Origin of the sequence: Actinacidiphila bryophytorum, assembly GCF_016916835.1 — a bacterium.
GTDB lineage: Bacteria > Actinomycetota > Actinomycetes > Streptomycetales > Streptomycetaceae > Actinacidiphila > Actinacidiphila bryophytorum.
Map to the genome: position 1 here is coordinate 304,548 of NZ_JAFFIX010000003.1, position 20,757 is coordinate 325,304.

20 protein-coding genes and 3 tRNA genes are annotated in these 20,757 nt (G+C 71.8%); 12 read left to right on the top strand and 11 right to left on the bottom strand.

Going from position 1 to position 20,757, the window contains the following annotated elements; translation table 11 throughout:
• Position 1 precedes the first annotated feature (1 nt).
• The gene (locus tag JT723_RS06485; RefSeq protein WP_205043502.1) at positions 2-217 is read left to right on the top strand and encodes an acyl-CoA carboxylase subunit epsilon; all 216 of its coding nucleotides are present in this window, start codon (positions 2-4) and stop codon (positions 215-217) included.
• 76 nt (positions 218-293) lie between these two features.
• Here JT723_RS06485 and JT723_RS06490 read toward each other — a convergent pair whose 3' ends face one another.
• The 8 genes from JT723_RS06490 to JT723_RS06525 form a co-directional block, all read right to left on the bottom strand.
• Complete coding sequence (locus JT723_RS06490; RefSeq protein WP_205043503.1) at positions 294-872, bottom strand: GTP-binding protein; 579 nt, start codon at positions 870-872, stop codon at positions 294-296.
• Entirely contained in the window at positions 853-1,416 is a 564-nt protein-coding gene (locus tag JT723_RS06495) for a DUF742 domain-containing protein (protein WP_205043504.1), read from the bottom strand. Before JT723_RS06495 ends, JT723_RS06490 begins: the two co-directional genes overlap by 20 nt.
• Positions 1,417-1,436: 20 nt before the next feature.
• Entirely contained in the window at positions 1,437-1,850 is a 414-nt protein-coding gene (locus JT723_RS06500) for a roadblock/LC7 domain-containing protein (protein ID WP_033173109.1), read from the bottom strand.
• Between the two features lie 10 nt (positions 1,851-1,860).
• On the bottom strand, positions 1,861-5,100 hold the full coding sequence (locus JT723_RS06505; protein WP_205043505.1) for a sensor histidine kinase: 3,240 nt from the start codon (positions 5,098-5,100) through the stop codon (positions 1,861-1,863).
• A gap of 321 nt (positions 5,101-5,421) precedes the next feature.
• Positions 5,422-6,030 carry a GTP-binding protein gene (locus JT723_RS06510; RefSeq protein WP_205043506.1) on the bottom strand — a complete coding sequence of 203 codons (609 nt, stop codon included), beginning with the start codon at positions 6,028-6,030 and terminating at the stop codon, positions 5,422-5,424.
• The gene (locus tag JT723_RS06515) at positions 6,011-6,424 is read right to left on the bottom strand and encodes a DUF742 domain-containing protein (protein ID WP_073503129.1); all 414 of its coding nucleotides are present in this window, start codon (positions 6,422-6,424) and stop codon (positions 6,011-6,013) included. The genes JT723_RS06510 and JT723_RS06515 overlap by 20 nt, the downstream gene beginning before the upstream one ends.
• Positions 6,425-6,529: 105 nt before the next feature.
• Positions 6,530-6,943 carry a roadblock/LC7 domain-containing protein gene (locus JT723_RS06520; RefSeq protein WP_205043647.1) on the bottom strand — a complete coding sequence of 138 codons (414 nt, stop codon included), beginning with the start codon at positions 6,941-6,943 and terminating at the stop codon, positions 6,530-6,532.
• 9 nt (positions 6,944-6,952) lie between these two features.
• On the bottom strand, positions 6,953-11,038 hold the full coding sequence (locus JT723_RS06525; protein WP_205043507.1) for a sensor histidine kinase: 4,086 nt from the start codon (positions 11,036-11,038) through the stop codon (positions 6,953-6,955).
• Between the two features lie 589 nt (positions 11,039-11,627).
• Here JT723_RS06525 and JT723_RS06530 point away from each other — a divergent pair.
• From JT723_RS06530 to JT723_RS06560, 7 genes are all read left to right on the top strand, one after another.
• A complete protein-coding gene (locus tag JT723_RS06530; RefSeq protein WP_205043508.1) occupies positions 11,628-11,825 on the top strand; it encodes a hypothetical protein in 198 nt (65 codons plus the stop codon).
• A 75-nt stretch (positions 11,826-11,900) separates the two neighbouring features.
• Positions 11,901-12,710, top strand: a complete 810-nt coding sequence (locus tag JT723_RS06535; RefSeq protein WP_205043509.1) for a fumarylacetoacetate hydrolase family protein — start codon at positions 11,901-11,903, stop codon at positions 12,708-12,710.
• The gene (gene gltX, locus JT723_RS06540) at positions 12,703-14,187 is read left to right on the top strand and encodes a glutamate--tRNA ligase (protein WP_205043510.1); all 1,485 of its coding nucleotides are present in this window, start codon (positions 12,703-12,705) and stop codon (positions 14,185-14,187) included. The genes JT723_RS06535 and gltX overlap by 8 nt, the downstream gene beginning before the upstream one ends.
• 73 nt (positions 14,188-14,260) lie before the next feature.
• On the top strand, positions 14,261-14,980 hold the full coding sequence (locus JT723_RS06545) for an HAD family hydrolase (protein WP_205043511.1): 720 nt from the start codon (positions 14,261-14,263) through the stop codon (positions 14,978-14,980).
• Positions 14,981-15,063: 83 nt separating this feature from the next.
• Positions 15,064-15,135 (top strand) — tRNA-Gln (locus JT723_RS06550).
• Between the two features lie 15 nt (positions 15,136-15,150).
• A tRNA-Glu gene (locus tag JT723_RS06555) sits at positions 15,151-15,223 on the top strand.
• A gap of 66 nt (positions 15,224-15,289) precedes the next feature.
• Positions 15,290-15,365: transfer RNA gene (locus JT723_RS06560), tRNA-Glu, on the top strand.
• Between the two features lie 170 nt (positions 15,366-15,535).
• Here the strand turns inward: JT723_RS06560 and ndgR are convergent.
• Positions 15,536-16,252, bottom strand: a complete 717-nt coding sequence (gene ndgR / locus JT723_RS06565) for an IclR family transcriptional regulator (RefSeq protein WP_205043512.1) — start codon at positions 16,250-16,252, stop codon at positions 15,536-15,538.
• 146 nt (positions 16,253-16,398) lie between these two features.
• Here ndgR and leuC point away from each other — a divergent pair, with 146 nt between their 5' ends.
• The 4 genes from leuC (at position 16,399) to JT723_RS06585 (ending at position 19,597) form a co-directional block, all read left to right on the top strand.
• A complete protein-coding gene (gene leuC / locus JT723_RS06570; RefSeq protein WP_205043513.1) occupies positions 16,399-17,823 on the top strand; it encodes a 3-isopropylmalate dehydratase large subunit in 1,425 nt (474 codons plus the stop codon).
• Between the two features lie 5 nt (positions 17,824-17,828).
• Positions 17,829-18,422: a 3-isopropylmalate dehydratase small subunit gene (leuD, locus tag JT723_RS06575; protein WP_205043514.1), complete on the top strand. Its 594-nt coding sequence runs from the start codon at positions 17,829-17,831 to the stop codon at positions 18,420-18,422.
• A gap of 209 nt (positions 18,423-18,631) precedes the next feature.
• Complete coding sequence (locus tag JT723_RS06580; RefSeq protein WP_205043515.1) at positions 18,632-18,856, top strand: SCO5555 family protein; 225 nt, start codon at positions 18,632-18,634, stop codon at positions 18,854-18,856.
• Positions 18,857-18,988: 132 nt separating this feature from the next.
• Entirely contained in the window at positions 18,989-19,597 is a 609-nt protein-coding gene (locus tag JT723_RS06585; RefSeq protein ID WP_205043516.1) for an HU family DNA-binding protein, read from the top strand.
• A gap of 187 nt (positions 19,598-19,784) precedes the next feature.
• Here JT723_RS06585 and JT723_RS06590 read toward each other — a convergent pair whose 3' ends face one another.
• Positions 19,785-20,003 (bottom strand): hypothetical protein, encoded by a 219-nt coding sequence (locus tag JT723_RS06590; protein ID WP_205043517.1) that lies wholly within the window; start codon positions 20,001-20,003, stop codon positions 19,785-19,787.
• Positions 20,004-20,016: 13 nt separating this feature from the next.
• Positions 20,017-20,643, bottom strand: a complete 627-nt coding sequence (gene cofC, locus JT723_RS06595; RefSeq protein WP_205043648.1) for a 2-phospho-L-lactate guanylyltransferase — start codon at positions 20,641-20,643, stop codon at positions 20,017-20,019.
• Between the last annotated feature and the right edge of the window lie 114 nt (positions 20,644-20,757).

Sequence of the window (20,757 nt, forward strand, 5' to 3'; positions counted from 1 at the left end):
CATGGAGACCACTGTGAGCACTCCCGCTGATTCCCTCGTGCGCGTCGAGAAGGGCCATGTCGCCCCCGAGGAGCTGGCCGCGATCACCGCGATCCTGCTCGCCAGGGCCGCCGCAGGCAGCGACAGCGCCCCGGACAGCCCGGTCAGGTCCACCGCCAAGTGGCGGCGCCTGGAGCGCACCCCGGGCTTCCGCGCCCCGCACTCCTGGCAGGGCTGAACGACCCGCACAGCGCACGGCGAAGGCCCCGCACCGACCGGTGCGGGGCCTTCGCCGTGTCTGCTGCCGCGGGCCGCTAGCGCAGCCGCGCCATCAGCGCGTGCTCGACCAGGGTGATCAGCGCGCTCTTGGCCTCGGCACGGTGGCGGGCGTCGGTGACGATGATCGGTGCCTCGGGGCCGATCTGCAGCGCCTCGCGGACCTCCTCTGGCCCGTAGGGCTGGTGGCCGTCGAAGCCGTTGAGGGCGATGACGAAGGGCAGGCCGCTGTTCTCGAAGTAGTCGACCGCGGGGAAGCAGTCGGCGAGCCTGCGGGTGTCGACCAGCACGATCGCGCCGATGGCGCCGCGCACCAGGTCGTCCCACATGAACCAGAAGCGGTCCTGTCCCGGGGTGCCGAACAGGTAGAGGATCAGGTCCTGGTCCAGGGTGATCCGGCCGAAGTCCATGGCCACCGTGGTGGTGGTCTTGTCGGGCGCGTGCGTCAGGTCGTCGATGCCGGCCGATGCGGAGGTCATCACCGCTTCGGTGCGCAGCGGGTTGATCTCGGAGACGGCACCGACGAACGTGGTCTTGCCCACGCCGAATCCGCCCGCCACCACGATTTTCGCGGAAGTAGTGGCGCGCGTCGGGCCGCTAGAGCTTCCGAAGTCCACTGAGCACCCTCTCAAGCAATGTCACATCTGGCTGTCCGCCCGCGGCCTCGTCGCCGCCGGGCTGGTGAATCGTGACCAGGCCGGCCTCGGCCAGGTCCGCCACCAGGATCCTGACCACACCGAGCGGGATCGTCAGCAGCGCGGAGATCTCCGCGACCGACTTGATCTCCCGGCACAGCAGGCAGATCCGCTGGTGCTCCGGCAGCTGCCCGCGCAGCCGCTCGGGTTCCGCTGTGGTGCTGACCAGCGCCTCGATGGCGAGCTGGTAGCGCGGCCTGGTGCGGCCGCCGGTCATCGCGTACGGGCGTACGAACCCGGTGGGGGTCTGTGAGCGCCGTCCGCCGGTCCCGCCTGCCTGCCCGCCGCCGGCCGCATCCTGGCCGCCGCGCGGCGCGGGCGCCTGCGGCGGCTGGTACGGCTGGATGTGCGGCTGCCGCGGCGGCCGGTAGGGCTCCGGTGCCGGGGCTTGCGCCGGTGGGAAGTACGGGTTCACAGGCGGTTGGTGCGGGCTGCCATACGGCTCTGCGCCGGGAGACGTGCTCACGAGTCCTCCTCCTGGTACGGCTAGTTCAGCAGGCTGCCCTGCAGTTCGGCCCTGAGGTCGGGGGTCAGTACGGTGCCTGCGCGGTCGACGAGCAGGGCCATTTCGTAGCCGACGAGGCCGATGTCGCACTCGGGGTGGGCGAGTACGGCCAGGGAGGAGCCGTCGGAGACGGACATGATGAAGAGGAAGCCGCGTTCCATCTCCACGACGGTCTGGTTGACGCTGCCGCCTTCGAAGATGCGGGAGGCTCCGGCGGTGAGCGAGGTCAGGCCGGAGGCGACGGCGGCGAGCTGGTCTGCCCGGTCGCGGGGGAATCCGTCGGACATCGCGAGCAGCAGGCCGTCGGCGGAGACCACCACGGTGTGGGACACCCCGGGGGTGTTGTCCACGAAGTTGGTGATCAACCAGTTCAGGTTCTGTGCCGCCTGGCTCATCGGACTCAACTTAGCGCTCCTGGTTCTGGGGGCCGCCGAAGTTGCGGTCGGTGGCCTGTCCGTTCGTGTCAGTTCCAGCAGTGCGCCCTTGCTGGACGCCACGCCGCAGGTTACTCAACCTGCCGCGTACGTCCTCGGGTGCGCGGGAGACCTGTGGGCCGCCCTGCGGGGTCTGCGTCGCGGTACCCGGGACCAGGTTGGCCTTGGGCACCCGCCGTGGCAGGCCGGAGGGGGTGACCCCGCCTGCCTTCGGCTCGCGGACCGACTCGGCCCGCTGCCAGTTCTCGTCGTTGTTCGACCGCCACCCGGAGTCGTCCGTCAGCGGCTGGTTCTGGGGCTCGGGCGACTCCTGAGCAGGCTGTTCCTGTGGTGAATTCCGGGGCTTCCGGTCCCGGCGCGGCAGGCCGGCGTCCGTCAGCGAGGGGGAGCCTACGCTGTCGGACGGCTGCTCGGGGAGCCCGTTGAAGTCGCCGGACCCGAAGTTGCGGTCGTAACCGGGGTCGTAGACCATCTCGGGCTGCTCGCCCTGCGATCCGTACGGCTGAGCGAAGAATCCGTTCTGCTCGTACGCGTCACCCGCCGGCTGCGCCGGATAGGCCTGCTGGGCGTAGCCGTCCTGGAAGCCCTGGTCGTACGTCTGCTGCTGGTAACCGGGGTCGAAGCTCTGGTCGTACGAACCTGCGGGTTCGTAGCCGCTGCGGGGCTCGTAGGGGCCTTCCTGGGCCTGCTGCGGCCCGCCCGCGGGCTCCATCGGCGCCTGCTGCTGCTCGAACGGGTCGAAAGCCTCGAAAGCCGGCTGCTGCTGAGCGGGCTGCTGCTCGAACTGCTGCGGCTGGTAGGGCTGTTGGGGCTGCTGGGGCGCCTGCTGCGGTTCGTCGCGCTCGACCGAGACCGCCGCCTCCAGCTGCGCCCTGCGCCCCTCGCGCTGCAGCGAGCGGCGCACCGCGTCCAGCGCCGGGGTGCCTTCGGACTCCAGTGCCGCGGGCCGGTCGTAGCGCGAGTCGTCGAAGCCCAGCTCGGCCGCCGTGCGCCGGCCCAGCTCGTCGGACTCGGGCGAGCGGGTGTGCACCGGCTGCTCGGGGGCCTCCGGCGCGATCCGGGAGACGGTGAAGTCGCTCTCGCCCTCGCCGAGGCCTTCGTCGCCGCCACCGCCGTGGGTGATCGGCTCGGGCAGCATCACCAGCGAGGTGGTGCCCGCCTGCTCGCCCGAGGGCCGCAGCTGCACCCGGATGCCGTGCCGGTCGGAGAGCCGGCCGACCACGAAGAGGCCCATCCGCTTGGCGATCTCCACGTCGACCGTGGGCGGCTCGGCCAGCTTGTGGTTGATGTCCGCGAAGTCCTCGGCGGTCAGCCCGATGCCCTTGTCGTGGATCTCGATCATCACCCGGCCGTCCGGCAGCCGGGTCGCGGTCACCCGCACCTTGGTCTGCGGCGAGGAGAAGGTGGTGGCGTTCTCCAGCAGCTCGGCCAGCAGGTGGACCAGGTCGCTGACCGCGCTGCCGTGGATGTCGCTCTCGGGGATGCCGACCAGCTCGATGCGGTCGTAGGCCTCCACCTCGGAGGCCGCGGCCCGCAGCACGTCGACCAGCGGCACCGGCTGGTTCCACTGCCGGGCCGGCTCCTCTCCGGCGAGCACCAGCAGGTTCTCGCCGTTGCGGCGCATGCGGGTGGCCAGGTGGTCCATCTTGAACAGGCTTTCCAGCTGGTCCGGGTCGGCCTCGTTGTTCTCCAGCTCGGTGATCAGCGTCAGCTGGCGCTGGATGAGGCCCTGGTTGCGCAGCGAGAGGTTGGTGAAGATCGCGTTGACGTTGCCCCGCAGCAGCGCCTGCTCGGCGGCCAGCCGGACCGCCTCGCGGTGCACCTGGTCGAAGGCCCTGGCGACCTCGCCGATCTCGTCCTGGGAGTTGATCGGGATCGGCGCGACCGAGGTGTCCACCCGGCCCGGGTCGCTGCGCGAGAGCTGGTCGACCAGGCCGGGCAGCCGGGTCTCGGCGATCTCGAAGGCCGCACCGCGCAGCCGCCGCATGCTGCGGCTCATCGAGCGGGCCATCATGCCGGCCACGATGAAGGCGATGATCAGCGCGACCACCACGATCGCGGAGTTGACGACCGCGTCCCGCTTGGCGTTGGACGCGATCTTCGACGCGTCGCTCGCGGCCTGGTCGGCGAGCTGCACCTCGACACCGCGGTAGGCGTCGAAGGACAGCGTGGAGGCGGCGAAGTAGGTCTCCGGGGTGATGCCCTCGGCCGCGAGCTGGGCGGTGGTGCGGCCCGGGGTCGCGATCTCGGTGACCATCTTGGTCAGGTCGGGCGGCACCACGAAGGGCTGCCCCGCGGCCGTCGCCTTCTCCTTGGCCGCCGCGACCTGGTCGCGGCCCTTCTGCAGCGCCGCGTTCTGCGCGTCCTTGAGCCGCTGCACGTCGGCAGGGGTGCCGCCGCCGTTGTACTCCTCGAGGGCGATGCCCTCCAGGTACTGGTAGGAGCCGAGCGAGGTCTTCAGCAGTGCCAGCTCGCTGCGCGAGGGCTTGTCCTCGACCAGGACGTGCATGCCGATCGACCGGGTCAGCGACTCGGCGGCCTTCGACAGCGAGACGGCGTAGAGCGTACGGCCGTAGGCGGTGATGTTGCTGGTGCCGTAGCCCAGCTCGTTGGCCAGCTCCATCAGCGGGTGCTGGATCTTGACGTACCACTCCTCGGTCTGCACACCGGAGAGCTGGCGGGTGTAAGCGGCCTTGCGAAGGTTGGCCAGTTCCGGCTCGACCGTGCGGAAGTTGGCCATCCGGCGTTCCAGGCCCGCCTCGTGCGGCATCCGCTGCGCGGTGTCGTCGAAGGCCTGGGCGGCGGCGTCGGTGGCCGCGCGCGCGGTGGTGACCGCCGGGTCGGTGCGCTTGCCCGCCAGCAGCGGAACCACCGTGAGGTCGCGCTCGTTGATCAGTGCGTTGCTGTACGTCGCCGCGGCCCTGACGAGGTCCGCGGTGCGCACCGCGTCGTCGGCCTGGTGCCAGGTGTCCACCGAGCTCTTGACCCGGAAGCCGCCGAAGACCAGTGCGACGAGCACGGGTATCAGGAGGATCGCGTTCAGCCGGGTGGCCACCCGCCAGTTGCGCAGGCTCAGACGGCCGCCGGAATCCGGCAGCACGGGGACGTCGGCAGCCCGGTCCGCGGGAGTGCCCCCCGGACGCTGCGGCGGCGTGAAATTCCCGCGCGGGCCGTGCTGGGCACCCGCCTCGGCTCGCCTCGTGTTCCTCACTGGACCAACAACCTCTCGGCGACGGCGCAACGAAGGCCGTTCCTACGCTCGGGTTCTGCGAATTTCAGCACGCCAAGGGGGTGCGGACCAAACGTCCGGCACCCGCACACGTACGTGTGTTCGGTGATCAGCAGAACCGGCGAAAGGGACGAAGTCGGGCATAAATGCCCAAGAGTGTGTGCGCTGCGACATCGGCTGAGCGCGAGCCGTGTTCTCGATCGACGGAAACTCTGTCGAAATGTTATGAAGGCGGGCCGGCCGTGTCGGACGACACAACCGGCCCTCATGGCCTTCGACGTGGCAAGTTGCCAGCGGCACGAGTTATTTGAGCCGTGCCAGCAGCGCATGCTCGACCAGGGTGATCAGCGCGCTCTTCGCCTCGCCGCGGTGGCGGGCGTCGGTGGTGATGATGGGTGCCTCGGGGCCGATCTGCAGGGCCTCGCGGACCTCCTCGGGGCGGTACGGCTGGTGGCCGTCGAAGCCGTTGAGGGCGATGACGAAGGGCAGGCCGCTGTTCTCGAAGTAGTCGACCGCGGGGAAGCAGTCGGCGAGCCTGCGGGTGTCGACCAGCACCACGGCGCCGATCGCACCGCGGACCAGGTCGTCCCACATGAACCAGAAGCGGTCCTGTCCCGGGGTGCCGAACAGGTAGAGGATCAGGTCGTCGTCCAGCGTGATCCGGCCGAAGTCCATGGCCACCGTGGTGGTGGTCTTGTCCTGGACGTGGCTGAGGTCGTCGATGCCGGCCGACGCCGAGGTCATCACCGCTTCGGTGCGCAGCGGGTTGATCTCGGAGACGGCACCGACGAAGGTCGTCTTGCCCACGCCGAACCCGCCCGCCACCACGATCTTCGCGGAGGTGGTCGAACGCGCCGGCGGCGCCGCACCGTACGCAGGCTGCGGCTGCGCCCTAGAGCTTCCGAAGTCCACTGAGCACCCTCTCAAGCAGTGTCACGTCAGGCTGGCCGCCGGCCTCGCCGCTGCCGGGCTGGTGGATGGCCACCATGCCGGCCTCGGCGAGGTCGGCCACGAGAATCCGGGCCACACCCAGCGGGATGGCCAGCAGCGCCGAGATCTCGGCCACCGACTTGATCTCCCGCGTCAGGTGGCATATCCGCTGGTGCTCGGGCAGCAGTCCCGCGTACTGCGCCGGGTCGGCTGTCGTGCTGACCAGCGCCTCTATCGCGAGCTGATAGCGCGGCCTGGTCCGGCCACCGGTCATGGCGTACGGCCGCACCAGCGGCTGATCACCTTCCACTCCGTACGGCGCGTGGTGGGACGCGCCGTACGGGCCTTGGCCCGGCGAGGCGGGTGGCGGGGTCATGAGGGTCCTCCGTGTCCGGGCAGTGCGTGTCGCGGTGCGGAAAAACGGGAACGAGCGGGCGGATGGGCGGATAGTGCGGGCGGGACCGGGGTGGGCTCAGCACACTCAGTGCATGAGGCTGCCCTGCAGTTCGGCCCTGAGGTCGGGGGTCAGTACGGTGCCTGCGCGGTCGACGAGCAGGGCCATTTCGTAGCCGACGAGGCCGATGTCGCACTCGGGGTGGGCGAGTACGGCCAGGGAGGAGCCGTCGGAGACGGACATGATGAAGAGGAAGCCGCGTTCCATCTCCACGACGGTCTGGTTGACGCTGCCGCCTTCGAAGATGCGGGAGGCTCCGGCGGTGAGCGAGGTCAGGCCGGAGGCGACGGCGGCGAGCTGGTCTGCCCGGTCGCGGGGGAATCCGTCGGACATCGCGAGCAGCAGGCCGTCGGCGGAGACCACCACGGTGTGGGACACCCCGGGGGTGTTGTCCACGAAGTTGGTGATCAACCAGTTCAGGTTCTGTGCCGCCTGGCTCATCGCACTCAACTAACGCTCCTGATGATTCGTACCGAAACCGCGGCCATCGGTCGTGCCGCCGGCCTCCCGGCCCTGCTGAATACCCCGCCGGAGATTGGTCAGCCGCCCGCGCACGTCGTCGGGCGAACGGGAGACCTGCGGGCCGCCCTGCTGGGGCTGCGGCGGCTGGGCCGCGCCCCCGGCGACGAGGTTCGCGCGCGGCACCCGGCGCGGCAGCCCCGAGGGGGTCACCCCGCCGGCCGACGGCTCGCGGACCGCCTCGGCCCGCTGGCGCAGCGCGTCGTTGGGCGACGTACGCCAGTTCGGCGTCTCGCGCGGCAGCGGCTGGGCGGAGGGCACGGGCGGCGCCGACGCGGTCGCGGCGGCCGCAGGCCCCGAGCCCGCGGGAGCGGGCGCAGACTGCGGCGCCTGCTGCGGCGCGCTGGTGCCGGGCCGCTGCGGGCCTGCCGGGGTCGGGCGTTCGGTACGCGGCCGCTGCGGCGGTGCGGTGCGGCCCACCGGGCGGGGCGCCGGCGCGGCCTGCTGGCCGCGTGCGCTCTGCTCGACGTGGATCTGCTGCATCCGCTCGGCCTGGCCGGTGCGGAACCAGTCGGACTCGATCGCCGAGAAGATCGGCGTCGGCTCGTCGCCCCTGGTCTGTGCGGGCGGCAGCGCCATCGGCTCGGCCGGCTGCTGCCCGGGCCGCTGCTGGAAGGGAGTGCCCGGCATGCCCTGCTGCGGCACCACCGGGTGCTGCCCCGTGACGTCGGTGCGCTCCTGGCCCGGCCCCTGCGGCCGGCCCGAGGGGTCGTACGGCGGCTGCGGTACGCCGCCGTCGCGGAAGCCGGGCGCACCCTGCCCGCGGCCGCCGGCCGGGGAGGCGTACTGCCCGACGCCGAAGGTGTCGTCGGAGCGGACCGCGGGGAACTGCGCGGTGTCGCCGGGACCGCCCTGCCCGGGCTGCTGCTGGGCCGGGAACTGCCCGGTGTCGCCGGGGCCGCCCTGGACCGGGAACTGGCCCGTTCCGTCGCCCTGCGGCTGGCCGGGCCTGGCGAACTGGCCGGTCCCCTCGCCCCTGCCCTGGCCGGGGCGGGCGAACTGCCCGGTGTCGCCGGGGCCGCTCTGCACGGGGAACTGGCCTGTGCCGTCGTTGCGGGGCTGGCCGGGGCGGGCGAACTGCCCGGTGTCGCCGGGGCCGCCCTGGACCGGGAACTGGCCCGTGCCGTCGTTGCGGGGCTGGCCGGGGCGGGCGAACTGCCCGGTGTCAGCGGGGCCGCCCTGGGCCGGGAACTGCCCGGTGTCGCCGGGGCCGCCCTGGACCGGGAACTGGCCCGTGCCGTAGGTCTCCTGCGGGGTACGCGGCGGGCGGCCGAAGTCCTGGCCGTCGTTGCCGCGCTGCGGCGGGGCCGGGAACTGGCCCGTGCCGCCGCCCTGTGGGAAGTCGTCGCGGGCCGCGGGCACCGCGGGGAACTGCGCGGTGTCGCCCGGGCCGCCCTGCGGGCGCTGCTGGTCGCCGGCGCCCTGTTGCCGGGGACCCGGCCGGCCGCCGAAGACGTCGGAGCGGAAGCCGCTCGGCCCGGTGCCCTGCGGCTGCGGTGCAGGGAACTGCCCGCCGGGGCCGCCCTGGCGGAAGTCCGCCCTGGCGCCGGTGTCCTGGCCCTGGCCGCCGCCGGTGTCGAAGGCGTCGAACGCGGGAGCCGCCTCGACGTCCTCGTGGCCGCGCGGGGTGTCCTGCATGCCCCGGTCGTCGGCCGGGAAGCCCTGCGAGCCCTCCTGCGCCGCCCAGCGGGGCGTACCCGGCTGCTGCGGCCCGCCGGCGCCGGGGCGTCCCGCGCCCGGGGCCAGCGCCGGGCGCTGCGCGCCGCCGCCGACCTGGCCGCGCTGCGGCGCCCTGGGGACCTGCGAGGAGTTCGGCGCGTTGCCGAACGCCGCGGCCATGCCCGAACCGCCGCCCGCCGCGGGGGCCGGGGGAGTGGCGCCGGAGCGGCCGCCCATCGCGTTGGCCTTGGGGGTCGCACCGCCCTGCGTGACGTCGACCGGCAGCATGACCAGCGCGGTCGTACCGCCGGAGTCGGAGGGGCGGAGCTGGATGCGGATGCCGTGCCGCAGGGACAGCCGGCCGACCACGAACAGGCCCATGCGGCGGGACACCGCGACGTCCACGGTCGGCGGGTTGGCCAGCCGCTCGTTGATGTCTGCCAGGTCCTCGGGCGACAGCCCGATGCCGGTGTCGTGGATCTCGATCAGCACCCGCCCGTCGGGCAGCGCGTGACCGGTGACCCGCACCTTGGTCTGCGGGGAGGAGAACGAGGTGGCGTTCTCCAGCAGCTCGGCGAGCAGGTGGACGAGGTCGTTGACGATACGTCCGGTGACCTCGGCCGACGGCACCGAGGTCAGCTCGATGCGCTCGTACTGCTCCACCTCGGAGGCCGCGGCCCGCAGCACGTCGACCAGCGGGACCGGCCGGGTCCACCGGCGGCCCGGCTCCTCACCGGCGAGGACCAGCAGGTTCTCGCCGTTGCGGCGCATACGGGTCGCGAGGTGGTCCAGCTTGAACAGCGAGGACAGCTGGTCCGGGTCGGCCTCGCGGGACTCCAGTTCGGAGATCAGCGACAGCTGGCGCTGGATGAGGCCCTGGCTGCGGCGGGAGAGGTTGGTGAACATCGCGTTGACGTTGCCCCGCAGGAGCGCCTGCTCGGCCGCGAGCCGGACCGCCTCGCTGTGGACCTCGTCGAAGGCGCGGGCCACCTTGCCGATCTCGTCGCGGCTGTTGATGCCGATCGACTCGACCGAGGTGTCGACGTCCTGCGGGTCGGACTCCGACAGCTGCTTGACCAGCTCGGGCAGCCGCTTCTGGGCGACGTCCTGGGCGGTCTGCTGCAGCCGGCGCAGCGAGCGGATCATGGAGCGGGCGACGACGAAGGCGCCGACGACGGCGACGCCGAGCACCAGCAGGATGATCGCACCGGCGATCAGCGCGTCCTGCTTGGCGTTGCTCTGCAGTTCGAGCGACTTCTGCCGCATCTCGTTCAGCAGCGACCGCTCGATGCGGTTCATCGCGTCGATCTTCGCCCGGGCGGCGTCGTCCCAGTCCAGGTACGACACGGTCATGCCGTCGATCGCGTCCGGCGTGGCCGCGATCCGCTCGCGCATCGTGTCGTGCGCGCTGATCGTGTCGTTGCCGCCCTCGATCGGCTGCAGCAGCGCGGCGCTGCTGGTGCCGTAGAGGTTCTGGAAACGGGTGATGCTGATGTCCTCGTTGGCCGCACCCGACTTCACCAGCTGGTAGTCGCTGGGGTCGAGCGGGCCGCCCTTGGCCAGCGCGGCGCTGATCACCGCGCGCTGGATCGACTCGTACTCCTTGGCGGACGAGAAGGCCGCAAGAGCACGGGTGTTGGTGACCATCTCGGAGTTCTGGGTGGCCTGCGCCATGTCGACGGACAGGCCGAGCAGCGCCTGGATGAGGCCGTCGTAGGCGTTGACAGTCGAGGCGATCGAGGACTGGCTGGTGAAGGCCTGGTCCCGCAGCTGGCTGAGCTGGGTCAGCTGGGTGTCGATCGCGATCAGGCTGGACCGCACACCGCTGAAGAGGGAGTCGTTCGAGGAGATGCTGTCGCTCGCGTCGCGGTACAGCTTGCGCTCGCGGTCCGTGGCCTGCCGGGAGGCGGCGACCGCGTCCGTGGGGCTGCCGGCGCTGAGCGGACCGGCCGAGCTGTCGCGCTCCTCGGCCAGGGCGTCGGCCAGGTCGGTCGCGTGCTCGGTGATGTCGGTCAGCGAGTTCATGCGCTGCAGCTGGTCGATGTTCTGCAGCGAGGTGTGGATGCGCAGGCCGCCGAGCGCGCCTGCGGTGACCACCGGCAGGGCCAGCAGCGACACCAGACGGGTGCTGATGCGCCAGTTGCGCATCAGTATTCGCGACCCCGGCTTGCCGTCCAGGCCGGTGATCCGGCCTGCCTCGATACCGCTGGGCGTGCTCGTCCGTCCGGTGGCCGCAGCCGTTCCCGGCGTGGCGCCTCCGGATTCGCCTGCCGCCTGGGCAGGACCGTTGCCGGTCCCGCCGGGCTGCTGCTCCGGGTCGCCCGCCGCGGCGCTGTCCCTCTTGAAACGTCCCTGCACTAGCGTCGCAACCTCTGGACCAGGCGTCCCCCGCGGTGAAGCGGACAGGACGGTGTCGAGTCATGGGGGCCTGCCCGGGCCGCCCCGGATTGCGAGGAGGCCTTGGAGGCCCTTCACCGCCGCTCGGTGCTCGTACGCGCCCCCTGCGCGCCGGCTCGATGGTGATGCGGCGGTCCGGGGAATTCCAGCACAGTGCTGGATCTCCCAACAAGGCCCGTAGCCGACCTGTTGGATTCCGTGACTGACTGTCCGGAGCCCCGTACGTTCCGTCGACCTCCGATTCTCCGAAACCGGGGCAATGCGGACCTTGGGGTCAAGCTCGCACAGGTCGCGCGGGTCGCTCACAACGGCCGCCCCGCGGGCGGTTTCCGGTGGTTGGTGCCTGATGTCGGATTCCCGAGGCGGCGGAGAGTGTCCGCAATGCCGGAATTGACGCTCACTTGGTGAGCAAAATCACAACCCGTCAGATGTCTGGACCGCCCGGCGCTGGGAATCGGCGCCGCTAGCGTGGTGGTTTACACGGAGCCCATTTCTGTCAACCGCGGTCCGCCCTGCGCGGCCCGCCGAGCCCCCGAGGTCCCGACGGCCGATGAAGACCACCCTGATGTTCCGCCAGATGATCGCCAACCCGCGGCGTACCACTCTCGCGCATCTGAAGGACGCGACGGAACTCGGGGCCGCCCCCGCCGCCGGCGCGCAGACCGCGGCGCGTGAGCTGCCGCAGACCACCGCCAACCCGCGCCGCACCGTGCTCAACGAGCTGCCGAAGGCCCCCGTCACCCGCTGAGCGCCCCCGCGCGGCGGCCTGACCTGCGGCGACGCGCCGGCGGGCGGAGCGGTGCCGGACTACTAAGCTGAGCCCATGCGCATCGCCAGGTTCTCCATCGACGGGAATGTCGCCTTCGGCGCGGTCGAGGGCGACCCGACCGGCACCGGCGGCCCCAGCGGCTTCGAAGGGCTCGTCCTCGACATCATCAAGGGCGTCCCCTTCGCGGACTTCGAACTGTCCGGCACCAAGGTGCCGTTGGACAAGGTCCGCCTGCTGCCGCCGGTCCTGCCCAACAAGGTCGTCGCCATCGGCCGCAACTACGCAGCCCACGCGGCGGAACTGGGCAACGAGGTGCCGGCCGCGCCCTGGGCCTTCTTCAAGCCGTCCACCTCGGTGATCGGCCCGGGTGACAGCATCGTCTACCCGACCTTCTCCCAGGAGGTCCACCACGAGGCGGAGCTGGCGGTCGTCATCAGCCGGCTGTGCCGCGACGTGCCGCGCGAGCGGGTCAAGGACGTCATCCTGGGTTACACCTGCGCCAACGACGTCACCGCCCGCGACACCCAGCAGGCCGAGAAGCAGTGGGCCAGGGCCAAGGGCTTCGACTCCTCCTGCCCGCTCGGCCCCTGGATCGAGACCGGCATCGACCTGGCGGGCGCCGCCGACCTGGCGATCACCGCGACCGTCAACGGCGAACTGCGGCAGGCCGGCCGCACAGGACAGATGATCCACTCCATCGAGGACCTGATCGTCAACATCACCGAGGCGATGACCCTGCTGCCCGGCGACGTGATCCTCACCGGCACCCCGGCCGGGGTCGGCCCGCTGCACCCCGGCGACGAGGTCGCCGTCACCATCGAAGGCATCGGCACTCTCACCAACAAGGTGATCTCGCGTGGCTAGCGCACCCTCCACGGACGTACGCGTCCGCTTCTGCCCCTCGCCGACCGGCAACCCGCACGTGGGCCTGGTCCGCACCGCACTGTTCAACTGGGCCTTCGCCCGCCACCACCAGGGGACCCTGGTGCTGCGGATCGAGGACACCGACGCGGCCCGGGACTCCGAGGAGTCCTACCGCCAGCTGCTGGACTCGCTGCGCTGGCTCGGCCTGGACTGGGACGAGGGACCCGAGGTCGGCGGCCCGCACGCGCCCTACCGGCAGTCCCAGCGGATGGACGTCTACGCCGACGTGGCCCGCCGCCTGAAGGAGGCCGGGCACGCCTACGACTGCTACTGCAGCGCCGAGGAGCTGGAGGACCGCCGCGCGGCCGCCCGCGCCGCAGGCCGCCCCTCCGGCTACGACGGCCACTGCCGCGACCTCACCGCCGAGCAGACCGCCGCCTACCTGGCGGAGGGCCGCAGCGCCATCGTGCGCTTCCGCATGCCGGACAAGACGATCACCTTCACCGACCTGGTGCGCGGCGAGCTGACCTTCACCCCGGACAACGTCCCGGACTACGGCATCGTCCGCGCCAACGGCGCCCCGCTCTACACCCTGGTCAACCCGGTCGACGACGCCCTGATGGGCATCACGCACGTGCTGCGCGGCGAGGACCTGCTGTCCTCCACCCCGCGGCAGATCGCGCTGTACGAGGCGCTGATCGGCCTCGGCGTGGCCAAGCAGATCCCCGACTTCGGGCACCTGCCGTACGTCATGGGCGAGGGCAACAAGAAGCTCTCCAAGCGCGACCCGGAGTCCTCGCTCAACCTCTACCGCGAGCGCGGCTTCCTGCCCGAGGGGCTGCTGAACTACCTCTCGCTGCTGGGCTGGTCCTACTCCGCCGACCAGGACGTCTTCTCGCCCGCCGAGATGGTCGCCAGGTTCGACATCGCCGACGTCAACGCCAACCCGGCGCGCTTCGACCTGAAGAAGGCCGAGTCGATCAACGGCGACCACATCAGGCTGCTCTCCCCCGAGGCCTTCGCCGCGGCCTGCACCCCCTGGCTGCGGGCCCCGCACGCGCCCTGGGCGCCCGAGGACTTCGACGAGGCCGCCTGGCAGGCCATCGCGCCGCACGCGCAGACCCGGCTGACGGTGCTGTCCGACATCACCGCCAACGTCGACTTCCTCTTCCTGCCCGAGCCGGTCGCCGACGAGGCGTCCTGGGCCAAGGCGATGAAGGAGGGCTCGGACGCGCTGCTGCGCACGGCCCGGGAGAAGCTGGCGGGCGCCGACTGGACGAGCCCGGAGGCGCTCAAGGAGGCCGTGCTGGCCGCCGGCGAGGCGCACGGCCTCAAGCTCGGCAAGGCACAGGCGCCGGTCCGTGTCGCGGTCACCGGCCGCACGGTGGGCCTGCCGCTCTTCGAGTCCCTCCAGGTCCTCGGCCGCGACCGCGCCCTGGCCCGCATCGACGCCGCCCTGGCCCGCCTGGCGGCCTGAGGCCGTAGGCCACCGGCCGCCGGATCTGCGCGAGGGCGGCGGGATCCGGCGGCACGCCACTAGATTTGTCCGTATGGCGATCCGTGCGGTGCTCTGGGACATCGACGACACGATCTTCGACTACGCGAGTGCCGAGCGCACTGGTATGCGGCACCACCTGGACCACGAGGGCCTGCCCGACCGCTGTGACAGCGTCGGTCAGGCCCTCGACCTGTGGCGGGACCTGACCGTCGAGCACTGGCGGCGCTTCGCCGACGGCGAGTGCGACTTCGAGGGGCAGCGCAGGGACCGCGTACGGGACTTCCTCGGGCTGCCGCTGACCGACCAGGAGGCGGAGGCCTGGTTCGGCCGCCACATGGTCCACTACGAGGCCGCCTGGGCGCTCTTCCCCGACACCCTGCCCGCGCTCGACGGGCTGGCCGACGGCTACCGGCACGCGGTGCTGTCCAACTCCGCCTTCGCCCACCAGGACCGCAAGCTGCGCACGCTCGGCGTCAGGGAGCGCTTCGAGGTGCTGCTGTGCGCGGCCGAGCTGGGCGTCTCCAAGCCCGAGGCCGAGGCGTTCCACGCCGCCTGCCGCGCGCTGGACCTGGAGCCGCGCGAGGTCGCCTACGTCGGCAACGAGCCGGACATCGACGCCCGTGGCGCGTCGGAGGCGGGGCTGCTGGGGATCTGGCTCGACCGGCACGGGGTCGGCGGGCGGCCGGAGCTGGCGCGGATCACCGGACTGCACGAGCTGCCCGGGCTGCTGCGCTCCGATACCCGTTTTGGAGCGGTGTCCCTGATCGGGTAATGTTCTTCCTGCGCCGCCCGAGAGGGCCGAAAGGCCCGGCCGGGAGCGCAAGCCGAACAAGGCCCGCAGGGGTTGCGTTCTGGTGGGGTATGGTGTAATTGGCAACACGGCTGATTCTGGTTCAGTTGTTCTAGGTTCGAGTCCTGGTACCCCAGCGCATGTCGATGCAAGCCCCCGTTGTGTAGCGGCCTAGCACGCTGCCCTCTCAAGGCAGTAGCGCCGGTTCGAATCCGGTCGGGGGTACAGATCCTTTCATTCCGTCCCCTCCGGGTCGCTCCCGGACGTGACGACGCGAGGATCGCCAGGCCCGCCCCCGTTGTGTAGCGGCCTAGCACGCCGCCCTCTCAAGGCGGTAGCGCCGGTTCGAATCCGGTCGGGGGTACCAGCACCGGGAAAATGTGAAGCCCGTCGCAACTGCGGCGGGCTTCGGTGTTTTCCCGGGGCACTCCCGGCCCGGCTCATCCGTGCCCGGCCACGCAGGAAAAACGCCCTCCCGGCCCGCGGGGACGGCGCGGGCCGGGAAGGCGGACTGGCCGGCCGGCCCGCGCGCGGCGGTCAGCCGGAGCGGCGCAGCGCCTCGGAGAGCCGTGCGGCGGCGTCCACGACGGCCTGGGCGTGCATACGCCCCGGGTGCCGGGTCAGCCGCTCGATCGGCCCGGACACGGACACCGCGGCCACCACTCGGTTCGACGGGCCGCGCACCGGCGCCGAGACCGACGCCACACCCGGCTCGCGCTCGCCGATCGACTGCGACCAGCCCCTGCGGCGCACCCCGGACAGCGCTGTCGCGGTGAAGCGCGCGCCCTGCAGGCCGCGGTGCAGCCGCTCGGGCTCCTCCCAGGCCATCAGCACCTGGGCGGCGGAGCCGGCCTTCATCGGCAGCGTGGAGCCCACGGGCACGGTGTCCCGCAGTCCGGACAGCCGCTCGGCGGCGGCCACGCAGATCCGCATGTCGCCCTGCCGGCGGTAGAGCTGGGCGCTCTCACCGGTGATGTCCCGCAGGTGCGTCAGGACAGGACCCGCCGTGGCGAGCAGCCGGTCCTCGCCCGCCGCGGCGGCCAGCTCGGACAGCCGGGGGCCGAGGATGAAGCGGCCCTGCATGTCGCGGGCCACCATGCGATGGTGTTCGAGCGCGACCGCCAGCCGGTGCGCGGTGGGGCGGGCGAGGCCCGTGGCGCCGACAAGCCCGGCCAGGGTGGCCGGTCCTGACTCCAGTGCGCTGAGCACCAGAGCAGCCTTGTCGAGAACGCCGACGCCGCTAGAGTTGTCCATGCAACGATACTCGCGTCTCACACTGTGAAACGCAAGTTCAATTTTCCCGGGAAGCCGTCAGGCTGGGATGCAGGCGCGGAAGACACGGCGCCGACCACACACCGAGTTGGCCCGGGGCGAAGAAGGCCGGGGCCGGAGGGACAGCGATGGGTAGGACACTCGCGGAAAAAGTCTGGGACGACCATGTCGTCCGCCGCGCCGAAGGCGAGCCCGATCTGCTCTTCATCGATCTCCACCTGCTCCATGAGGTGACCAGCCCCCAGGCGTTCGACGGGCTGCGGATGAACGGCCGGCAGGTGCGCCGCACCGACCTCACCATCGCGACCGAGGACCACAACACCCCCACCCTCGACATCGACAAGCCGATCGCCGACCCGGTCTCGCGCACGCAGTTGGAGACGCTGCGCAAGAACTGCGCCGAGTTCGGGGTGCGGCTGCACCCGCTGGGCGACGTCGACCAGGGCGTCGTCCACGTGGTGGGACCGCAGCTGGGCCTGACCCAGCCGGGCACCACCGTGGTCTGCGGCGACAGCCACACCTCCACCCACGGCGCTTTCGGCGCGCTGGCGTTCGGCATCGGCACCTCGCAGGTCGAGCACGTGCTGGCCACCCAGACGCTGCCGATGGCCCCCTTCAGGACGATGGCCGTCACCGTCGACGGCGAACTCCCCGAGGGCGTCACCGCCAAGGACCTGATCCTCGCCGTGATCGCGCAGATCGGCACCGGCGGCGGCCAGGGCTATGTCATCGAATACCGCGGCTCGGCCATCGAGAAGCTGTCGATGGAGTCCCGGATGACCATCTGCAACATGTCGATCGAGGCGGGCGCGCGGGCCGGCATGATCGCCCCCGACCAGATCACCTTCGACTACCTCGAAGGGCGCGACCACGCCCCCACCGGCGCGGACTGGGACGAGGCGCTGGCGTACTGGAAGACGCTGCGCACCGACGAGGACGCGGTCTTCGACCACGAGGTGCGGATCGACGCGGACGCGCTGACGCCGTTCGTCACCTGGGGCACCAACCCCGGCCAGGGCGCGCCGCTGAGCGCGTCGGTGCCCGACCCGGCGTCCTTCGCCGACCCCGGCGACCGCCTGTCTGCGGAGAAGGCGCTGGAGTACATGGGCCTGACCGCGGGGCAGCCGCTGCGCGAGGTCGCCGTGGACACCGTCTTCGTCGGCTCCTGCACCAACGGCAGGATCGAGGACCTGCGGGCCGCCGCGTCCGTCGTGCAGGGCCGCAAGATCGCCGACGGTGTCCGGATGCTGGTCGTACCGGGCTCCGTACGGGTCGCGCTGCAGGCCGTCGACGAGGGCCTGGACAAGGTGTTCACCGCGGCGGGCGCCGAATGGCGGCACGCGGGTTGCTCGATGTGCCTGGGTATGAACCCCGACCAACTGGCGCCCGGTGAGCGCTCCGCGTCCACCTCCAACCGCAACTTCGAAGGACGGCAGGGCAAGGGCGGCCGTACGCATCTGGTCTCGCCGCAGGTGGCCGCCGCGACCGCGGTGCTCGGCCGCCTCGCCTCGCCCGCCGACCTGTCCGACGCCCCTGTCCTGACGGAGGTCTGAGCCCGATGGAAGCCTTCACCACCCACACCGGCCGGGCCGTGCCGCTGCGCCGCGGCAATGTCGACACCGACCAGATCATCCCCGCGCACTGGCTCAAGAAGGTCACCCGCAACGGCTTCGAGGACGGCCTGTTCGAGGCCTGGCGCAAGGACGAGTCCTTCGTGCTCAACGCCCCCGAGCGCAAGGGCGCGACCGTGCTGGTCGCGGGACCCGACTTCGGCACCGGCTCCTCGCGCGAGCACGCCGTGTGGGCACTGCAGAACTACGGCTTCAAGACCGTGCTCTCGTCCCGCTTCGCGGACATCTTCCGCGGCAACTCGCTCAAGAACGGCCTGCTCACCGTGGTCCTCCCGCAGGAGGTCATCGAGCAGCTGTGGAAGCTGACCGAGGCCGACCCGACCGCCGAGGTCACCGTCGACCTGGTGGCCCGCGAGGTGCGCGCCGAGGGCGTGACCGCCCCCTTCGAGCTGGACGACAACGCCCGCTGGCGACTGCTCGAAGGGCTCGACGACATCAGCCTGACGCTCGGCAACGAGGCGGACATCGCCGCGTTCGAGAGCCGCCGGCCCTCCCACAAGCCGAGCACCGTCAGGGCCTGACACCGCTCCCGCCGGCTCCCGTCGGCCGCAGAACGCCCCCCGCGACCTCGCGGGGGGCGTTTTCGTGTGCCCGGAAGGGGTGCGGGGCATGATCGACAGTGCCGGCCGCAAGGCCCCGCGGGCCGTCCAAAAGTCCGATGGAAGGACCCCGGAACACCCGGTTGGCCCTGTCACTGCTGACAACTCGCCGCAGATGGCACAATCGACGCATGGAACGCGACGGCCAACTCCGCCTCTACGGGGTTCTCGCCGCGCGCCTGAAGCACGCGCACACACGGGTGGTCAACGCCGAAGTCCCTGATGAGACCAGGCGGGAGTTGACCCGAAGGCTCCTGGCGGTGACCGCCGCGGCGAAGCACGATCTCGCCGACGCGGCACGGCGTCTGGACGTGTTGGAGGCCGAGTTGGACGAGCTCGGAATCCCCGATCGCTGATCACGCAGCCCCCCGAGTTCGTTGCGGCACAAGGGTGATTCGCCCGTTTCGTATTTGATTTGCGGTATATATCCGCCTAGCGTGCGAAAAGGCCCGCACTCATTCGCCGGGCAAGTTTCCGAAGGGGAAGACGTGAACAAGGCGCAGCTCGTAGAAGCGATTGCCGACAAGGTAGGCGGCCGGCAGGCCGCCGCGGACGCGGTTGACGCGGTTCTCGACGCGATCGTCCGCGCGGTGGTCTCCGGCGACCGGGTCTCGGTCACCGGGTTCGGTTCGTTCGAGAAGGTCGAACGCCCGGCCCGCTACGCTCGCAACCCCCAGACCGGGGAGCGGGTCAGGGTCAAGAAGACCTCCGTGCCGCGGTTCCGCGCAGGGCAGGGCTTCAAGGACCTGGTCAGCGGGGCCAAGAAGCTCCCGCGCGGCGGCGAGGTCGCGGTCAAGAAGGCCCCCAAGGGCAGCCTGACCGGTGGTGCTTCCAGCACCGCGCGGACCACCACGAAGAAGGCCGCCGCCAAGAAGGCCACCACCGCCCGCAAGACCGCGGCGAAGAAGACCACGGCGGCCAAGAAGACCGCCGCCAAGAAGACCACCGCGGCCAAGAAGACCGCCACGAAGAAGGCGGCCGCGGCCAAGAAGACCGCGGCCAAGAAGGCGCCGGCCAAGAAGGCCACCGCCAAGAAGACGCCGGGCAAGAAGACCTCGGCGCGCAAGACCACCGCCAAGCGGGCTGCCGCCAGGTAGCACTCCGGCGCCGCCGGACGACCGCGACGGGCCGGGCACCCCGCAAGGGGTGGCCCGGCCCGCGCCGTTCTCCCGCTGCGTGCCTGCCCGGTCCCGGCCCGCCTTACGCGCCCGCTTTCGGCCTGCCTTGCGCGGCCGTTTCGGCTCTGCCTGGTGCCGTCGCCTCCGTGCTGCCCTGTGCCCCGCCTTACGCGCCCGGGTCGGGATACGTCTGCAGCGTCACGAAGACCACCCGCCGCGCGTCCCCTTCGCCCTCGGTGCGGATCCGCACCCGCTGGCCGGGCCGCAGCAGCCGCAGGCCGCCCGCGTCGAAGGCCGCCGCGTCGAACGCCACCGGCGTCCCGTCGTCCAGCAGCACACTGCCCGCCCGGGTGCCGGGGTCAAAGGTGAACGCCGTCGCTTGCATGGCCCCAGCCTAGTCAGGCGGTGCGGGCCGGGAAGAGCAGCGCGGTGCGCGGTCCCAGGCCCAGTGCGCGGGCCGCCTCCAGGTCGGCGGCGGTGTCCACGTCCTGCCGCACCGAGGGCACCCCCGGCAGTGTGATCTCGCGCGCGCCGGAGGCGAGGTGGCGCTCCCGTGAGGCGCCGCCGAAGCCGGGGGAGAGGGCGACACCGGGCGACGCGGTGAGCAACGTTGTCCCCGGACCCGCCGTATCGGCCAGGAACGCCCGCCCCGGCAGCCGCGCGGCCTCCCTGAGCACCTCACCCAGCTCGGCGGCCCGCAAGGCCGGGAGATCGCCGTTCAGCGCTCCGACCGCCGCCGACGGGCGCCGCTGCCGTACGAGACCCGCCCCGTACCGCAGTGCCGCGTTCAGCCCGGCCGCCGGGACGTCGGGCACCACGAGCGCCCCGAGCCCGGCCACTTCCGCGCCCGCCGTCGGGTCGTCGGTGACCACCGTGACGTCCGCCACCTCCGCGCACTCCAGCACCGCGCCCACCGTGTCCAGCGCGAAAGCCAGCGCCAGCGCGGGCCGTACCGCCCCCGCCGCCCCCGCCAGCCTGCTCTTGGCCACGGCAAGCGGCTTGAGCGGCACCACGAGCGACCACATCCCCGTCACATCCACCCCACCATTGTCACCGAGTGTCAGAGGTGCCCCCCGGCGGCCCGAGACCTGGCGTTAGTCTCTGGTAGCCGCGATGCTGAGCGGCAGCGCCATCGCAAC

Excerpts from the sequence above, each read along its gene's own strand:
- cofC (WP_205043648.1), bottom strand. The coding sequence starts at position 20,643 with ATGTGGTCGCTCGTGGTGCCGCTCAAGCCGCTTGCCGTGGCCAAGAGC.
- JT723_RS06485 (WP_205043502.1), top strand. The coding sequence starts at position 2 with ATGGAGACCACTGTGAGCACTCCCGCTGATTCCCTCGTGCGCGTCGAG.
- JT723_RS06580 (WP_205043515.1), top strand. The coding sequence starts at position 18,632 with ATGGAACGCGACGGCCAACTCCGCCTCTACGGGGTTCTCGCCGCGCGC.
- JT723_RS06515 (WP_073503129.1), bottom strand. The coding sequence starts at position 6,424 with ATGACCCCGCCACCCGCCTCGCCGGGCCAAGGCCCGTACGGCGCGTCC.
- leuD (WP_205043514.1), top strand. The coding sequence starts at position 17,829 with ATGGAAGCCTTCACCACCCACACCGGCCGGGCCGTGCCGCTGCGCCGC.
- JT723_RS06545 (WP_205043511.1), top strand. The coding sequence starts at position 14,261 with ATGGCGATCCGTGCGGTGCTCTGGGACATCGACGACACGATCTTCGAC.
- JT723_RS06520 (WP_205043647.1), bottom strand. The coding sequence starts at position 6,943 with ATGAGCCAGGCGGCACAGAACCTGAACTGGTTGATCACCAACTTCGTG.
- leuC (WP_205043513.1), top strand. The coding sequence starts at position 16,399 with ATGGGTAGGACACTCGCGGAAAAAGTCTGGGACGACCATGTCGTCCGC.
- JT723_RS06535 (WP_205043509.1), top strand. The coding sequence starts at position 11,901 with ATGCGCATCGCCAGGTTCTCCATCGACGGGAATGTCGCCTTCGGCGCG.
- JT723_RS06590 (WP_205043517.1), bottom strand. The coding sequence starts at position 20,003 with ATGCAAGCGACGGCGTTCACCTTTGACCCCGGCACCCGGGCGGGCAGT.
- JT723_RS06500 (WP_033173109.1), bottom strand. The coding sequence starts at position 1,850 with ATGAGCCAGGCGGCACAGAACCTGAACTGGTTGATCACCAACTTCGTG.
- JT723_RS06530 (WP_205043508.1), top strand. The coding sequence starts at position 11,628 with ATGAAGACCACCCTGATGTTCCGCCAGATGATCGCCAACCCGCGGCGT.
- ndgR (WP_205043512.1), bottom strand. The coding sequence starts at position 16,252 with ATGGACAACTCTAGCGGCGTCGGCGTTCTCGACAAGGCTGCTCTGGTG.